Source organism: Streptomyces sp. NPDC102514 (assembly GCF_055584525.1).
Map to the genome: position 1 here is coordinate 846,126 of NZ_JBVJLW010000001.1, position 13,741 is coordinate 859,866.

Consider the following 13,741-nt stretch of genomic DNA (forward strand, 5'->3'; position numbering starts at 1 on the left):
TTGCGCTCACAGCGTCCTGCCACGCCCCGGCCGGGGACCATGGGCCACCCGGCCCCATGACCGGGCCGCCCGGTACTCGGCCGAGGTCCTTCGGCACCCTCCGCACGGGTCCGTTCCGGCACGAAGCTCGACGGGAAGAGCATCAGGCGCGGACCAAGGAGGTAGGCAGCATGCTTCGCCATGTCACCGCGGGCGTCGACGGTTCCGTCGACAGCCTCGCGACCGCACACTGGGCGGCCAGGGAAGCCGTGCGCCGCGGAGCCCCGCTGAGGGTGGTGCACGCCTGGCAGTGGCACCCTCGCCCGCCCGCCTCCGTCCCCATGGGCAACAGCGAGCACGAATGGGCCCAGCAGACCCTGGACCAGGTGGTCGCCGGTGTGCGGGCCGCGCACCCCGACCTTTCCATCGACGCCCAGCTGGTGTCCGACTCCCCGGTCAGGGCCCTGCTCGCGTGGAGCGACGACACCGAGGTGCTGGTGCTCGGCTCCCGCGGACTCGGCGGTCTCGCGGGGTTCATGGTCGGTTCGGTGTCCCAGCGGGTCGTCGCCAGGTCCGTACGCCCCGTCGTGCTCGTCCGTGCGGGCAGGGCGACGGCCGACGAGGAACCCACGACGCCCGGCAAGGAGGGCACTTCGCGGGAGAACTCCTCGAAGAAGTCCGGGACTCCGTACCGTGACGTCGTCCTCGGTCTGGACGTCCGGCATCCCTGTGACGAACTGATCGAGTTCGCCTTCGAGGCCGCCCGGCTGCACGGCACCGCACTGCGGGTGATCCACGCCTTCAGTGTCCCCTCGGCCGACGGCGGCGACCTGCGCGCGGTCACGGGCGCCGAGGCGGAAGTCCTGGCCGGCCAGGAACGCGCCGTCGTCGCGACGCTGCGTCCGTGGTGCGCGAAGTATCCGGAGGTCTCCGTGACCGAGACCGTCTCCGAAGGCAGGCCGGCCGGCGCCCTGATCCACGCCTCGTCCGAGGCCTGCCTCGTCGTCGTGGGCCGAAAGATCCGGGAGAGCCACCTCGGGACGCACATCGGCTCCGTGGCCCACGCGGTGCTGCACCACGTCGGCTGCCCCGTCGCCGTGGTCCCGCACGGCTGAGTCCACCCGGCCCCGTCGTCCGGGGCCGTACGGGCCACCTGTCGGCGCTGTCCGGCACTGCCCGTGACGACCGCGGCGGACGAGCATGTGAAGAGGGAGACCCGCACAGGTGGACCAGGGAAGGGACGACCGACGATGACCGCAACCGCGAAGGCCGACAGCCGACGGACCGATGCGTGGCATGGTTTCGCCGGGACGCAGTGGCGGAACCGCATCGACGTACGCGACTTCATCCAGGCCAACTACACGCCGTACGAGGGCGGTCCGGCGTTCTGCCGTTCCACCGACTCGGCGCCGCGAAGTACGAGGCACTCGGCCTGCCCTTCCCGCTGCGGGACACTCCGCGCCCCGACCCCGAGCTGATCGGGCGCGTCCAGGAACAGTTCCGCAAGAACGGGGTGGCGGCCTGCTGAAGGGCGGGACACGACACCTTCCGGAGCACGGAACGACATGAGAGGGGGCGGCATGAGAGGGGGCAGGACTGTGAGGATCCATCAGGTGGTCGCCGGAGTGGACGGTTCGCTCGTCTCCGTACGGGCTCTGGACCGGGCGGCGGCCGAGGCGGCACGCCGCGCCGCCGCACTGCGCATCGTGTACGCCGTGCCCGACCTGGACGAGGCCGGCCCGATACTCGCGGCGGCCCGGGCCCGGGTCGTCGCACGGCACCCCGACCTGCCGGTGACCACCGAGGCCGTGCGGGGCAGCGCCGTACGGGCGTTGACGCGCGAGAGCGAGGACGCCGCGCTCACCGTCGTCGGGACCCGCGGACTCGGAGGACTCAGCGGCATGCTGCTCGGGTCCGTGAGCCTGCGTCTGGCGGCACAGGTGCGCGGCCCGCTGCTGGTGGTACGCGGCGACCGCCGGTGCGGGGACGGCGGTGAGGTGCTGCTCGGCCTCGCCGGTGACGCGGACCCCGACGTGGCCGCCTACGCCTTCGAGGAGGCGGAGCGCCGCGGCGCCAGGCTGCGTGTCCTGCGCCGCGCCCTGCTGGAGGCCACCCGGGCGGCCGACGTCGTCGTCATCGGTGCCCACCAGCGCGCCCACCGTGTCGGACCGCACCTGAATCCGACGGCGCACACGCTGCTGCACCGTTCCCACTGCCCCGTGCTCGTCGTGCCGACCGGATGAACGACGCCCCGGCCACGGCCCCGGGACGGCCCGGCACTATGGGTTGACCACTCACCTGCCTGCCCCGCTTCTTACGGGCGTGAGGCGGATGCCGGTGATCAGGTCGGGGTGTATACGGACCGCGTAGTCCATCGTCCGGTCCACCCAGGGGCGCAACAGCTCGCGGTAGCGGGCGAGTTCGTGCGACTCGGTCACCAGGTGGGCGAAACCGGTGACCACGACGCTCCAGCCGAGATGCGTGTCCGGGTCGATGGCGTCGGCCTCGTAGGCGACGACCACTCCCGGGCCGCCGGTGTGCCGGGTGCGTGAGGTCAGGGCCGCCCCCTCGTGGGTGCGGATGACGATGTTCCCGCCGTCCAGCACATGGTTGACCGGGCGGATGGTGGGCAGCGCGTCCCGGGTGAAGACGATCCTTCCCAGGGACACGGTGCCCAGCAGTCGCAGAGCCTCGTCGCCGTCGAGCTCGATGCTCTGGCGGGGCCCGGAGCCGACCGGCTCGGCGTTGTCGAAGGCCATGGCGGATGTCCGTAGGGGGTCGTTGCACACCGCGTGTGCGTGATCAGGTCATTTCAACGATGTCGGGGTGCCTCACGCCAGGGCCGTTCGGCCCTCGTCCGCGTCCGCCCGGCCGTAGTGGGCCGCGCGCATGATCTCCCGCATGTCGTCGAGCATCGGCATCCGCGGGTTGGCGGGCGCGCGCACTGGTCCTCGTAGGCGTTGAGGGCCTGTTGCGGCAGGGCGTCGACGCCGACGTGACCGTAGTGCTCGTACGTGGGCCAGCCCGTGAGTTCGGCGGGAACCGTGCCGTTGAGGCGGATGACGTGCGGCAGCAGGACCGCGTCGGTGCGGCCGTGCGCGACGTGGAGGTTCCGGCGCCGTGTCGGGTCATGGCGTGCACCTCCGGTGTCGTGTGCCGTCGCGGGGGCCGACGGGGCCGGGTGGAGCGGCACCGCGGGGGTCGGTGCCGCTCACGTCTCCACTCTCGTCCGGAGCGGACCCCCGTCGCTGGTGCCGATGGTCCCCGGCCGGGCCCGGCCGGCCCCGGGGGAGCGGGCCGACCGGACCGGCCGATGGAGGAGCCGGGCGGTACGGGCCCGTCATCGGCTGTCGCTCACCTCGGTCTCCGGCAGGGCCGCCCGCCCGGCCTCCAGACGGGCCACCGGGACCCGGAACGGCGAGCAGGAGACGTAGTCCAGGCCCGCCGCGTGGAAGAAGTGGACGGACTCGGGATCGCCACCGTGCTCACCGCAGACGCCGATCGTCAGGTCGGGCCGGGCCGCCCGGCCCTCGGCGACGGCGATCCCGACCAGCCGCCCCACGCCCTCGCGGTCGATCGTCTCGAACGGAGAGGCGGCGAAGACGCCCTTGTCGAGGTAGGCCGAGAAGAACGCCGCCTCGACGTCGTCGCGGGAGAAACCCCAGGTGGTCTGGGTGAGGTCGTTCGTGCCGAAGGAGAAGAACTCCGCCTGTTCGGCGATCCGGCCCGCGGTGAGCGCAGCGCGGGGCAGCTCGATCATGGTGCCGACCGGGCAGGTCACCGGGACGCCGGACTCGGCCGAGACCTCGGCCAGTACGCCTTCCACCTCCGCGCGCTCGATGCGCAGTTCCTCGACGGCGCCCACCAGCGGCACCATGATCTCCGGTTTCGGCGAGCCTCCGGCCCGCCTGCGCTCGACGACCGCCTCGGCGACGGCCCGTACCTGCATGGCGACCAGGCCCGGCACCACCAGACCCAGGCGCACACCGCGCAGGCCGAGCATCGGGTTCCCCTCGTGCATGCGGTTCACGGCGTCGAGCAGTTCGGTGTCGTGCGGATCCGGCGGGTCTCCGTGTGCCTCGGCGGTCGCGATGCGCACGGCGAGTTCGGTGCGGTCGGGCAGGAACTCGTGCAGTGGCGGATCGAGGAGGCGGATGGTGACCGGCAGGCCGTCCATCGCTTCGAGGATGCCGGCGAAGTCCTGCCGCTGGAGGGGAAGCAGCGAGGCCAGAGCACGTTCGCGAGCGGCGCTGCCGGTGGCCAGGATCATCTGTTCGACCAGCTTGCGGCGCTCCCCGAGGAACATGTGCTCGGAGCGGCACAGGCCGACACCCTGGGCGCCGAACCGGCGTGCCCGGGCGGCGTCCTCCGGGGTGTCGGCGTTGGCCCGTACCTCCAAACGCCGTGTCCCGTCCGCCTGTTGCAGGGCTCGTGCGACCGCGTCGACGACCTGGGCCGACCGTTCATCACGTACGCCCGTCTCCAGGTACCGCATGACCGCGGAGTCGACCAGGGGGACCGTGCCCGGGTACACGGCACCCGTGGAGCCGTCCACCGAGAGGACCGTCCCCTCCTCGACGACGGTGCCGGCGCGTGTGGTGAAGCGTCGTGCCGCGGCGTCCACGGTGAGTTCCTCGGCACCGCAGACGCACACCTTGCCCATGCCGCGGGCGACGACCGCCGCGTGACTCGTCCTGCCGCCGCGGCTGGTGAGCACGGCCCGGGCGGCCACCATGCCGGGCAGATCGTCGGGGGTCGTCTCCTGGCGGACCAGGACGACCTCCTCCCCGGCCGCGGCACGCCGTACGGCCTCGGCGGAGTCGAAGACCGCGGCGCCCACCGCCGCACCCGGCGAGGCGGGCAGGCCGCGGGCCAGCGGCTCCCCGGTCGCGGAGGTGTCGAAGCGCGGGAACATCAGCCGGGCGAGCCCGTCCCCGCCGACCCGCGACAGCGCCTCGGCCGGGGTGATGAGCCCTTCGTCGACCAGCGCGGCGGCGATGCGGAAGGCGGCCTCGGCGGTCCTCTTGCCCACCCGGGTCTGCAGCATCCACAGCGTGCCGCGCTCGATGGTGAACTCGATGTCGCACAGGTCCCGGTAGTGGTACTCCAGCGTCCGCAGGTGCTCGCGCAGCTGCTGGTACGAGGTCGGGTCGAGCCGTTCCAGCTCGGCCAGGGGCACGGTGTTGCGGATGCCGGCGACGACGTCCTCGCCCTGGGCGTCGGCCAGGTAGTCGCCGTACGGGCCGCTGCGGCCGGTCGCCGGATCACGGGTGAAGGCGACACCGCTGCCGGAGTCGGGCCCGAGATTGCCGAACACCATGCGCTGTACGGAGACCGCGGTGCCCAGATCGTCGGGGATGCGCTCGCGCCGCCGGTACAGCCGGGCGCGTTCCCCGTTCCACGAACGGAAGACCGCGAGCACCGCCCGGCGCAGCTGCTCGGCGGGCGACTGCGGGAAGTGGTCGCCCGTCACGACATGGATCAGGTTCTTGTACGTCTCGACGAGTTCGGCGAGGTCGCTCGCGTCCAGCCGCAGATCGTCCGGGGCACCGCGCCTCTCCTTGAGCCGCGTCATGGCCTGCTCGAACAGTTCGGCGTCGACGCCCATGACCGTACTGCCGAACATCTGCACCAGCCTGCGGTACGAGTCCCAGGCGAACCGCTCGTTCCCGGAGACCTTGGCCAGCCCCAGTACGGAGGCGTCGGTGAGTCCGATGTCGAGGACCGTCTCCATCATGCCCGGCATCGAGAAACGGGCCCCGGAGCGGACGGACAGCAGCAGCGGGTCGTCCGGCTGCCCCAGGCGCCGCCCGGCGGCGGTCTCCAGGACCGACAGGTGACGGGAGATCTCCCGGGACATCCCCTCGGGTTCCGCGCCGGTGGCCAGGAAGGCCCGGCAGGCCTCGGTGGTGACGACGAACCCCGGCGGCACCGGAAGGCCAAGACCGGTCATCTCGGCCAGATTCGCTCCCTTGCCACCGAGCAGGTCGGCCATGTCACGACTGCCTTCGGTGAAGTCGTACACGTAACGGACCATCACATGTGCTCCTCGGCTCGGTACCGCGGCCCTGTGGGCGTGCCGTCCTCCAGCGTCGGACCGCCGGGCGCGGCGGAGGAGGTACTGGACGTCCCTTCAGGTGGGCCGGTCGGCCCGTGACCCTCGTGGAGAATCGGTTCGCCTGGGGAATCGGGGCCGACCGGCCCTGGTCGTTCGTCCCGGGAACCGGAAGGATCCAGCAGAAGAAGAAGCCGGTACGCGCGCGGGTGCGGACATCGGCGTCCGGCGTACGAGAGGGAGCATCCGATGGCCGACAGCGAACGGACAGACCCCGACAGCCCCATCCGGGTCTTCCTGCTGGACGACCACGAGGTGGTACGGCGTGGGGTGCACGACCTGCTGAACGACGAGCCGGACATCACCGTGGTCGGCGAGGCAGGGACCGTCGAACAGGCCCTCGTGCGCGTTCCCGCGCTGCGGCCCCAGGTGGCGGTCCTCGATGTCCGGCTGCCCGACGGGGACGGGGTGACCGTGTGCCGGGAGCTGCGCTCACGCATGCCGGATCTGGCCTGTCTGATGCTGACCTCCTTCGACGACGAGGAGGCGCTGCTCGACTCGATCATGGCCGGGGCGTCCGGGTACGTCCTGAAGCAGATCAAGGGAGCGGACCTGGTGTCGGCCGTCCGCACGGTGGCCGCCGGCCAGTCCCTGCTCGATCCGAGCGCCACCGCCAGACTGATGGCCCGTCTGCGCGCGGGGGACCAGCCGAAGGAGGAGCCGGACGCGCTGCCCGGCCTCACCGAGCGGGAGCGGGAGATCCTGGCCCTGATCGGCGAGGGCCTGACCAACCGTCAGATCGGCCAGCGGCTCTTCCTCGCGGAGAAGACGGTCAAGAACCACATCTCACGGCTGCTCGCCAAGCTGGGCGTGGAGCGGCGCATACAGGCCGCCGTCATCGCCACCCAGGCGCAGGCCCAGACCCGGGACAGGCCGAAGAACGAAGGCCGCTGAGGCCCGAGAGCCCGAGCCCGAGAGCCCGAGCCCGAGTCCGAATCCGAGTCCCCGTACGGGTGTTGAGCGGCGGGCCGCAGGGCCGAACGTCCCCCGGGCTCGCCCCCGTACGGCCCAAGTCCCGCCCGGTCCGCCTCCCGCACGCTGGCACCGGAGACAGACACGGGACGGACCGGAAGGACGAGGGACATGGGCGTGCGGGTGGGCATCAACGGCTTCGGCCGCATCGGACGCAACTATCTGCGCTGCGTGCTTGAGCGTGCGGAGACGGGTGCGGGCACACCGGTGGAGGTCGTGGCGGTCAACGACATCACCTCGCCGGCGGTTCTGGCGCACCTGCTGGAGTTCGACTCGACGTACGGACGGCTGCACCGCGCCATCGAGCACGACGACACCTCACTCACCGTCGACGGGCACCGCATCGCCGTGACCGCCGAGCGGGATCCCGCCGCGCTGGCCTGGGGCGACCTCCGCGTGGACGTGGTCATCGAGTCGACCGGCCGCTTCCGCACCCAGGAGGACGCGGGCCTCCACCTGAAGGCGGGGGCGCGCAAGGTGCTGCTGTCCGTGCCGGGCAAGGGAGTTGACGGCACGATCGTGATGGGCGTCAACGAGAACACGTACGACGCGGGGCGGGACCACGTCGTCTCCAACGCCTCGTGCACCACCAACTGCGTGGCTCCCATGGTGAAGGTGCTGAACGATCACTTCGGCATCGTCAAGGGACTGATGACCACCATCCACGGCTACACCAACGACCAGGTCGTCCTGGACGGCCCGCACAAGGACCTCCGCCGGGGCCGCAGCGCCGCCGTGAACATCATCCCCACCAGTACCGGGGCCGCCCGCGCCGTGGGCCTCGTCCTGCCGGAACTGGTGGGCACACTCGACGGTATCGCCGTACGCGTCCCCGTCGAGGACGGTTCGCTGACCGACCTGAGCGTGGTCCTGGAGCGGCCCGCGTCGGCGGACGAGATCAACACGGCGTTCCGCGAGGCCGCCGATGGTCCGCTGCGGGGCATCCTGCGGGTGTCCGACGCCCCGATCGTCTCCCGCGACGTCGTCGGCGACCCCGCCTCGTGCGTCCTGGACGCCCCGCTGACCCAGGCCCACGGCGAGCTGGTCAAGGTCTTCGGCTGGTACGACAACGAATGGGGCTACAGCAACCGGCTGCTCGACCTCACCGAGTACGTCGCGGCCCGACTGCCCCTGAACTGACGGCAGTTGCCGCCCCGGACCCGGCTGCGGGGCCCGATCCGTACGCTCTCCCGACCCGGACCGCGCGGGCCCGCACCGGACCGATACCGTGACACCCGACCGGAACGGTCGGCTGTCCGTGCGTCGAGGGGACCTGGAGGATCGACCGGTGGGAAGCGCCGAGGAGTCCCGTCGGGCCCGCGTACGGCTGCCGCAGCTGAAGCTGGACGAGCTGCTGGAAGAACTGCAGGCCAGACTGGACGCCGCCCGCGGTACGCGCGACCGCGTGCACAGCTTGCTGGAGGCCGTGCTCTCCGTCGGCCGGGAACTGGACCTGGAGCAGGCGCTGCGCAGCATCGTGGAGGCCGCGGCCGTGCTCGTGGACGCGCGATACGCGGCCCTCGGGGTGATCGGGGCCGACGGCAAGCGGCTGTCGGCCTTCCACACGATCGGGATCAGCGAGGAACAGATCGCCGAGATCGGCCACTACCCGGAGGGGCACGGCATTCTGGGTGAACTCATCCGGCACCCCGAACCCCTGCGGCTGGTCAAGCTGTCGGGGCACCCTTCCTCGTACGGGTTCCCGCCCCATCACCCGCCGATGAACACCTTCGTCGGTGTCCCGATCCGGGTGCGGGAGCAGGTCTTCGGCAATCTCTATCTGACGGAGAAGCAGGGCGGCGCACAGTTCGACGAGGAGGACGAGTCGGTCCTGTCGACCCTGGCGGTGGCCGCAGGCGTGGCGATCGACAACGCCCGCCTCTACGAGGAGTCGCGGCTGCGCGAACGCTGGCTGCAGGCGAGCGCGGAGATCACCCACTGCCTGATGTCCGGCAGCGACCGCGCCGAGGTCCTCGGCCTGATCGCGGAGCGGGCGAGGGACATCACCTCGGCGGCGCTGACGGTGGTCGCCCTGCCCATGGAGAACACGGACTCGCTCACCGCCGAACTGGCCTTCGGCGAGGCTGCGGAGGCACATCGAGGGCTCGTGCTGCCGGTGGACGAGGGCCTGATCGGCCGGGCGTTCTCCGCGGCCGCCTCGGTCGCCAGTCCCGACATCTCCGCGGAGGAACGGGACGCGTCCGGGCCCCCGCGGTTCACCGGTCTTGGCCCGGCCGTGGCCGTCCCCATCGGAACGGGCGAGCGGGTGCGCGGGATCGTCCTGCTGGTGCGTGAGTCCGGCGGGCCGGCGTTCACCGAGAAGGAGACCCGGGCGCTGCAGGGGTTCGCCGCGCAGGCCGCGGTCGCGATGGAACTGGCGGAACGGCGTGAGGACGCCGAGGAGATCGCGGTGCTCAAGGACCGCGACCGGATCGCCCGCGACCTCCACGACCTGGCGATCCAGCGGCTGTTCGCCACCGGCATGACCCTGCAGAGCGCCAGCCGCTTCATCGAGCACGACGAGGCCTCGGAACGTGTGTCGCGGGCGGTGGACGACCTGGACGAGACCATCAAGATCATCAGGTCGACCATCTTCGGCCTGCGTGCGCGGGAGGGTGCCGCCGCCCCGGGCCTGCGGGCCCGCGTGGTCCGTGTGGTCGGCGAGGCGGCTCCGGTGCTCGGTTTCACCCCCAGCCTCCAGATGGAGGGGCTGGTGGACACCCAGGTCGCCAAGGAGACGGCCGACCACGTGGTGGCCGTGCTCTCCGAGGCCCTGACCAACATCGCCCGGCATGCCCGGGCCACGTGTGCCGCGGTGGTTCTGGAGACCGACGGCCGCGAGGTGCGCCTGACGGTCTCCGACGACGGCGTCGGCATCGCGCCCGGGGGCCGCCGGAGCGGCCTGCGCAACATGGCGGAACGGGCGGGGCAGTTGGGCGGAGAGCTGCGGCTGGACAGCCCTGAGGGCGGCGGTACGACCTTGGTGTGGTGGGCACCGGTGGGGGAGCGGTAGGACCACGCGGCGGCGGAAACCAGCGGGTTCCGGCGGACTCCGACGGGCGGCGGCGGGCGGGGCGCTGCGCGGAACGGCCGAGAACCGGTCGGCCCGTCCGCCAGGGCCGTCCGGCCCGGGAGAAGCACACCGATCGGCTCAAGTGCGCATCCCGGCCTGGAAGTTGAATGAAGGTGACCTGACCGCGGGTGGAACGTCCTGAATCATATGGAAGGTGGTGGCCATGATGGAGCTGCCCCTGGTAGTGGGCGTGGACGGATCGGAGTCCAGCCTTCAGGCAATGGACTGGGCGGTGGACGAGGCGGCCCGCCACGGCCTGCCGATCCGCCTGGTGCACGCCTGCCTGTGGGAACGCTACGAAGGTGACGAACAGACCGATGGAGCCGGACGCCCGTCGGACCAGGCACTCGCCGAGAACATCCTCGGCTCAGCCGCCGAGCGCGCCCGACAGCGTGATCCCTCCGTGCGGGTCGTCGCGGAGGTCGTGCCGGAGGACGCGGCGACCGCCCTGCTGCAGGCGGCCCGCGACGCCTCGGCCCTCGTCACGGGCTCACGTGGCCGGGGCGAGCTGAGGGGGCTGCTGCTGGGCTCGGTCGGTCTGGCGGTGGCGGCGCGTGCCCACTGTCCGGTGATCGTGGTCCGCGGGGACAAGGCCGCCCTGGAGGCGACGCACGAGCGCATCCTGCTCGGCGCGGGCGATCCGGCGACGAGCGGTGAGGCGGCCCGGTTCGCGTTCCGCGAGGCGCAGGCACGCGGGTGCACGCTGGATGTCGTACGTGCCTGGCGCTGCCCCTCCTACGAGGGCGCCGACCATCCGAGCATGGCCGGCGTACCGGAGCGGTACCACGAGGAACGGGCCTCGGCGCTGCTCGACGCGGTCGTCCGTGAAGGCGTCGCGGACCATTCGGGGGTGCGGGTGCGGAAGACCACCGCCGAGGGGCCGGCCCGCAAGGTGCTCCTGCGGCGCTCGTCGGCGGCGGACCTGGTCGTCGTCGGCGCCCGGCGCAGGCACGGCCACTTCGGCCTGCAACTCGGCCGGGTGGGACACACACTGCTGCACCACGCGGACTGCCCGGTGGCGATAGTGCCCCAGCGGACCTGACCGCGGAGGGGCCGACCACGCTCAGCGGACGCGGATGAAGACCACGTCGTATCCGCTGTTCGTGGCACGGGACCTGACGTAGACGCCGTCGTTGTCGCCGTTGGGGTTGCCCGTGTTGCCCTCGACGGTGGTGAACGACGATCCGGACACCGTACGCACGATGCCTATGTGCTCGTTGCCGCCGGTGAAGTCGCTTCCGCCGTCCCAGTCGAACGCCACGATGTCACCCGGCTGCGGGCTGGTCGTCACCGACAGGTGGTAGTTGCCGGCCCGCGCCTGCTTGACCCAGCCCGAGACGTAGGAGTTGCGGTAGGAGCTGGCCCCGGTCTGCTTGGCCACCCAGCTCACGAAGGTCGCGCACCAGGCGTAGTTGCTGGTGGAGAGCGAAAGGCCCACGGACGAGCCGTAGCTGTTCGCGCGGGCGCTGCCCTCGACCGTGCCGGCCTCGGCCTCGGCCACTTCGAGGATCTTGCCGTAACCGCCGCCGGGCGGGGGCGACGACGGCGGGGTGACCGCACCGTACAAAGCGGCCTTGGTGTTCGGTCCCGCGTGGCCGTCGACCGACAGCCCCTTCTCGGCCTGGAAGTCCCTGACGGCGCTGTCGGTGAGCGCACCGAAGTCGCCGTCCACGGCGAGATCGGCACCGTGGTGGTTGAGCAGGCTCTGCAACTCGGTTACACAGCCGCTGCGTTGCCCCTGCACGATCTCGTTCGGGCAGGAGGCGGAGTTCAGGTTGATCGGCGCGGGCGCGCCGTTGCCGCCGCCACCGCCGATGTTCGCGTACAGGGCGGCCTTGGTGTTCGGGCCGACCTGGCCGTCGGCGGTGAGGCCGTTCGCGGACTGGAACGCCTTCACGGCCGCCAGGGTCTGGGGACCGAAGCTGGCGTCGACGTCGAGGCTCTGGCCCTTGCCGTTCAGCAGGGACTGCAGCGTGGCGACACAACCGCCGCTCTGCCCTTCCACGATGTTCTCAGGGCACGACGACGACCGCAGGTCCAGGCTCGTCGACGGTGACTCGTCGGTGTCGTACAGCGCCCGCTTGGTGTTCGTACCGACCTGTCCGTCGGCCGTGAGCCCGCGGGAGGTCTGGAAGGCGCGGACGGCGCTGGCCGTCCCGGCGCCGAAGTCGCCGTCCACGTCGACGGCGTAGCCCTGGTGGCGCAGCAGTCGCTGGAGCTCGGTGACGCAACCGCCCTGGGCGCCCTGGACGATGTTCGCGGGGCAGGAGGCGGAGTTCAGGTTGACGGGGGCGGGCGCCGAGCCTCCGGTCGCGTACAGCTTGCTCTTGGTCGCCGGGCCCACCCGGCCGTCCACGGCGATGGCGGTGGCGGCCTGGTACTCACGGACCGCGTAGAGCGTGCCCGCCCCGAACTGACCGTCCACCACGAGACCGGCGCCGTGCGCGTTGAGCAGGTTCTGCAGCTCCGTGACGCAACCGCTCGTCTGGCCCTGCACGATCTCGGCGGGACAGGACGCGGAGGTCAGCTTGATCGGGGCCGGTGCCGCCGCGGCGGGCTGGGCACCGATCACGAGGCCGGCCGAGACCATGGCCGCGGTGGCGGCGAAGGTCCCGACGCGCGTCCGCCACCCCGCCCCGGTGCGGCGCGTGTCCCGGCGTGGGGGACTGTGGTCTTCGGCGCGAACGAGGAATGCGAGTCTTCCCATGGCGGGGAGGTTCTCCTTCGGTTGCTGGAGCGGCTTCTGACGTACCGTCGGCTTGCGGCTTGCGGCTTGCGGCTTGCGGCTTGCGGCTTACGACTTACGACTTACGGGTTACGCGCCACCGGTCACGGGCTGGGCGCCCGGCGCGGTTGTGGGGGAGGCGGGAACGCGCAACCCCGGCCCGTCCTTGTCGTTGCAGGACGGGCCGGGGTGGGTCACTCGGACTCTCAGGCGGCGAAGCGCTTGAACGCCGCCCGGGTGCCCGCACCGGCGATGCCGTCGATGTCACCCGTGTAGCCGTAGTCGTCCTTCAGCAGGCGCTGCAGCGCCTTGATGGTGTTGGTGCCGGGGTCCCCGTCGATCTCGCCCGTGTAGCCCCAGTACTTCGCGAGGCAGCGCTGGAAGGCCTTCCAGCTGTTGGTGCCCAGCTGGCCGTCGATGGTGTCCGTGTAGCCCCAGTAGTCCGCGAGGAAGTTCTGGACGTTCTTGGCCTCGGCCGTGGTCAGACCGAAGTTCTGCGTCGCGGCCACGGCGGCGGGCTGTGAGACGGCCGCCGTGTGCGCGGTGGTCCCGGTGGCCGCGAAGCTGGTGCCCGCGGTCGCCACACTGCCGGCGGCGAGGCCGACAACGGTGACGAGTCCGGCGATGGTCGTGCCCAGAGCGTTCGGTCGCATGCTTTCCTCTTTCGGTCGTGGAATCCGCACCTGACCCAACTGACGGGGACCAGGTGGCGAGGACAAAGGTGCAGGGCGCCGGGGCGTCGTGGCCACGGCTCAGGCGCAGTTGGCGGTTGCTGGGGACGACCACCCCGCTGACCTGCGACGAAAGGGTCCGGTGGGACGGTTGTGTGGGACACCTGTGACAGATGTGACGGGCTCATGCAGAATGCGAAGCGGCG

10 protein-coding genes and 2 pseudogenes are annotated in these 13,741 nt (G+C 71.7%); 7 read left to right on the top strand and 5 right to left on the bottom strand.

All coding sequences use genetic code 11. The annotated features are described in order from the left end of the window. Positions 1–170 precede the first annotated feature (170 nt). The 3 genes and pseudogenes from ACZ60E_RS03675 (at position 171) to ACZ60E_RS03685 (ending at position 2,222) form a co-directional block, all read left to right on the top strand. Positions 171–1,094, top strand: a complete 924-nt coding sequence (locus ACZ60E_RS03675; protein WP_469437672.1) for a universal stress protein — start codon at positions 171–173, stop codon at positions 1,092–1,094. A 260-nt stretch (positions 1,095–1,354) separates the two neighbouring features. After that, positions 1,355–1,507, top strand: a pseudogene (locus tag ACZ60E_RS03680) (pyruvate formate-lyase-activating protein); the annotation flags it as partial. A 52-nt stretch (positions 1,508–1,559) separates the two neighbouring features. Next, positions 1,560–2,222: a universal stress protein gene (locus ACZ60E_RS03685; RefSeq protein WP_469437675.1), complete on the top strand. Its 663-nt coding sequence runs from the start codon at positions 1,560–1,562 to the stop codon at positions 2,220–2,222. A gap of 51 nt (positions 2,223–2,273) precedes the next feature. Here the strand turns inward: ACZ60E_RS03685 and ACZ60E_RS03690 are convergent, their stop codons facing one another. The 3 genes and pseudogenes from ACZ60E_RS03690 to ppdK form a co-directional block, all read right to left on the bottom strand. Then, entirely contained in the window at positions 2,274–2,738 is a 465-nt protein-coding gene (locus ACZ60E_RS03690) for a pyridoxamine 5'-phosphate oxidase family protein (protein WP_469437677.1), read from the bottom strand. 72 nt (positions 2,739–2,810) lie between these two features. Continuing rightward, positions 2,811–3,085, bottom strand: a pseudogene (locus ACZ60E_RS03695) (bifunctional acetaldehyde-CoA/alcohol dehydrogenase); the annotation flags it as partial. A 234-nt stretch (positions 3,086–3,319) separates the two neighbouring features. After that, positions 3,320–6,016 (bottom strand): pyruvate, phosphate dikinase, encoded by a 2,697-nt coding sequence (gene ppdK, locus ACZ60E_RS03700; RefSeq protein WP_469437678.1) that lies wholly within the window; start codon positions 6,014–6,016, stop codon positions 3,320–3,322. A gap of 267 nt (positions 6,017–6,283) precedes the next feature. Here ppdK and ACZ60E_RS03705 point away from each other — a divergent pair, with 267 nt between their 5' ends. The 4 genes from ACZ60E_RS03705 (at position 6,284) to ACZ60E_RS03720 (ending at position 11,181) form a co-directional block, all read left to right on the top strand. After that, positions 6,284–6,988 carry a response regulator gene (locus ACZ60E_RS03705; RefSeq protein ID WP_384797597.1) on the top strand — a complete coding sequence of 235 codons (705 nt, stop codon included), beginning with the start codon at positions 6,284–6,286 and terminating at the stop codon, positions 6,986–6,988. A gap of 189 nt (positions 6,989–7,177) precedes the next feature. After that, positions 7,178–8,206 carry a type I glyceraldehyde-3-phosphate dehydrogenase gene (gene gap, locus ACZ60E_RS03710; protein ID WP_469437682.1) on the top strand — a complete coding sequence of 343 codons (1,029 nt, stop codon included), beginning with the start codon at positions 7,178–7,180 and terminating at the stop codon, positions 8,204–8,206. Positions 8,207–8,354: 148 nt separating this feature from the next. Then, positions 8,355–10,079, top strand: a complete 1,725-nt coding sequence (locus tag ACZ60E_RS03715; RefSeq protein WP_469437683.1) for a sensor histidine kinase — start codon at positions 8,355–8,357, stop codon at positions 10,077–10,079. Between the two features lie 226 nt (positions 10,080–10,305). Further along, positions 10,306–11,181, top strand: coding sequence for a universal stress protein (locus ACZ60E_RS03720; RefSeq protein WP_469438331.1), 876 nt, complete (start codon positions 10,306–10,308; stop codon positions 11,179–11,181). A 21-nt stretch (positions 11,182–11,202) separates the two neighbouring features. Here the strand turns inward: ACZ60E_RS03720 and ACZ60E_RS03725 are convergent, their stop codons facing one another. Both ACZ60E_RS03725 and ACZ60E_RS03730 read right to left on the bottom strand, forming a co-directional pair. Then, a complete protein-coding gene (locus tag ACZ60E_RS03725; RefSeq protein ID WP_469437684.1) occupies positions 11,203–12,846 on the bottom strand; it encodes a peptidoglycan-binding protein in 1,644 nt (547 codons plus the stop codon). A gap of 224 nt (positions 12,847–13,070) precedes the next feature. Further along, positions 13,071–13,517 carry a peptidoglycan-binding domain-containing protein gene (locus ACZ60E_RS03730; protein ID WP_384797608.1) on the bottom strand — a complete coding sequence of 149 codons (447 nt, stop codon included), beginning with the start codon at positions 13,515–13,517 and terminating at the stop codon, positions 13,071–13,073. Between the last annotated feature and the right edge of the window lie 224 nt (positions 13,518–13,741).

What these genes read in the sequence shown, in the direction of transcription:
- ACZ60E_RS03675 (WP_469437672.1), top strand. Translation starts at nt 171, where the DNA reads ATGCTTCGCCATGTCACCGCGGGCGTCGACGGTTCCGTCGACAGCCTC.
- ppdK (WP_469437678.1), bottom strand. Translation starts at nt 6,016, where the DNA reads ATGGTCCGTTACGTGTACGACTTCACCGAAGGCAGTCGTGACATGGCC.
- ACZ60E_RS03720 (WP_469438331.1), top strand. Translation starts at nt 10,306, where the DNA reads ATGGAGCTGCCCCTGGTAGTGGGCGTGGACGGATCGGAGTCCAGCCTT.
- ACZ60E_RS03690 (WP_469437677.1), bottom strand. Translation starts at nt 2,738, where the DNA reads ATGGCCTTCGACAACGCCGAGCCGGTCGGCTCCGGGCCCCGCCAGAGC.
- ACZ60E_RS03705 (WP_384797597.1), top strand. Translation starts at nt 6,284, where the DNA reads ATGGCCGACAGCGAACGGACAGACCCCGACAGCCCCATCCGGGTCTTC.
- ACZ60E_RS03730 (WP_384797608.1), bottom strand. Translation starts at nt 13,517, where the DNA reads ATGCGACCGAACGCTCTGGGCACGACCATCGCCGGACTCGTCACCGTT.
- gap (WP_469437682.1), top strand. Translation starts at nt 7,178, where the DNA reads ATGGGCGTGCGGGTGGGCATCAACGGCTTCGGCCGCATCGGACGCAAC.
- ACZ60E_RS03685 (WP_469437675.1), top strand. Translation starts at nt 1,560, where the DNA reads ATGAGAGGGGGCAGGACTGTGAGGATCCATCAGGTGGTCGCCGGAGTG.
- ACZ60E_RS03725 (WP_469437684.1), bottom strand. Translation starts at nt 12,846, where the DNA reads ATGGGAAGACTCGCATTCCTCGTTCGCGCCGAAGACCACAGTCCCCCA.